The organism is Johannesbaptistia floridana, from assembly GCF_057440575.1.
Window position 1 is genome coordinate 1 of the sequence record NZ_JALKVM010000229.1, and the last position, 1978, is coordinate 1978.

Sequence of the window (1978 nt, forward strand, 5' to 3'; positions counted from 1 at the left end):
CTTCTAAGACTTTCACTGCCGCTTCTGTCTCTTCTAGTTCACTGACGGCCGAGGCTATCACCGTGAGAGCTTGGCTTTGGAAGAAGGGGTTATTGATAGTTTCAACAATAGTTAAAGCCTCTTCTAAGACTTTCACTGCCGCTTCTGTGTCTTCTAGTTCACTTACGGCCGAGGCGATCGCCCTGAGAGCTTCGCTTTGGGCGTTGGGGTCATTGATAGTTTCAACAATAGTTAAAGCCTTTTCTAAGACTTTCACTGCCGCTTCTGTGTCTTCTAGTTCACTTACGGCCGAGGCGATCGCCCTGAGAGCTTCGCTTTGGTAGTAGGGGTCATTGATAGTTTTAACAATAGTTAAAGCCTCTTCTAAGACTTTCACTGCTGCTTCTGTCTCTTCTAGTTCTATGTAGGCCGAGGCGATCTCCCTGAGAGCTTCGCTTTGGTAGTAGGGGTCATTGATAGTTGTTTTAACAATTTTTAGAGACTTTTGGAGTTTTTGTTCAACCTGATTTGTGTTTTGTCGAGAAACAATATTTGTAAACTTCTCTACAAAATCAGCTTTATCTCGATTATTCTGCACATAAGTTTCCAAGAGTTTAAAAGCTTTTTGCCAGTTTCCCTCTTTGGCAATTGCCAAGGCAGCTTCAGAAGCTACTGAATCGTTAACTCTATTTAGAGGAGTTGTTAGGGGATTACTGATGTCCCAACGCACTCTTTGTATTTGTCCCTGAGGGTAGAATTGTAGCCAGATAAAACCCATTGAAATAACCATGACTATAGAGATCATCAATCCTAAGCATTTATAAATCCGACGTTGGCTTAATTTGAGTAATTCTTCCTTTTCACGCCGATTATTTCCCCAAATTAGATAGGGTTTTTGTTTTTTAATTAGACAAATCTCTCGCCATCGCAGTAAGTAACGAGAATCACGATTATTACCTCGCCATTCGTTGACACGACGATTTAACAGTTGATTCGCTTTATCTGCGCTAGATAATTCTTTGCCAAATTGATGTATAATCGCTGGAATTAAGCGTTCATGAGCTAGTTCATATCCTATATTTTCCTGTTTATTAACAGGAGTAATTAAACGCACATCACTTCTTTCTAACCAAGTGACTGCTTCTCTAACTTCCTGTGGTTTGAGAGTGTCTCCCAATTTAGCTTCTAATTTCCTAAGGGTAAATACTCCAGCCCGAACTTGTTGGTTAATATCAGTGAGGGCGACTAATACTTTTACAGCAGCTTGACGCTTAGAGGGAATGATTCTAGCAGTTAAAGCCCTTTCTAAAAAGCGACTCAGTAATCCATCTACACCTCCAAATTTTTGAAAAGCATGACGATTAAAACTATGTGATTCTGAAGCATTTTGACCTGCGATCATCCAAGCCAAAATCTGTATGTCTACAGGAGAAATTAACCCATCTTCTGAACTAGCTAACTCATCTCTGCTTAACTGAGTTACGAAATTGGTATCAAAGGGTATTTTTTCCGTTTCGGCGATCACCTCTAGTACTTTGGTAGCTGCCTCTGGTGTCAATTTTTGCAGCCTAAAGATTTGTTGAGGTCCCAGGGCACATCCCAATTTATCTTGTATTTCAGCACAATTATAGTACAAATCTGAACGTATAGAAATAATGATTTTAGTTTGCTATTGATCAAAAAATAGGATTATTGTTTTATCTGTGGCTTCCACTGCTTTTTCTAGCAGTTGCAGAAAATATCTTTGATAGTTTTGGTTTTCAGATTCAGGGATTGAGGGCAAGCTGTTGAGGGGAATTGCTAATTGCTTTGCTATGGCACTTTTTATGGTCAATAAAGGTGCTTCATCAAAGAAACGAATATAGATTCCCCGATAATCAGAAGTCTCCTGATTAAGCATTGGTAAAAGTCCTGCTTGCAAAAATGATGTTTTGCCGCAACCTGATAACCGCTTCTAAAAATCTACTCAAATTTACTCAAACAGCAAAATAAGACAGAA

2 protein-coding genes are annotated in these 1978 nt (G+C 39.4%); both read right to left on the reverse strand.

Translation table 11 applies throughout. The features are described 5' to 3' along the window. On the reverse strand, positions 1 to 1615 hold a 1615-nt coding region (locus MW688_RS14720; RefSeq protein WP_486736768.1), incomplete at its 3' end, for a tetratricopeptide repeat protein. A 33-nt stretch (positions 1616 to 1648) separates the two neighbouring features. Then, on the reverse strand, positions 1649 to 1900 hold the full coding sequence (locus tag MW688_RS14725) for a hypothetical protein (RefSeq protein WP_486736769.1): 252 nt from the start codon (positions 1898 to 1900) through the stop codon (positions 1649 to 1651). Between the last annotated feature and the right edge of the window lie 78 nt (positions 1901 to 1978).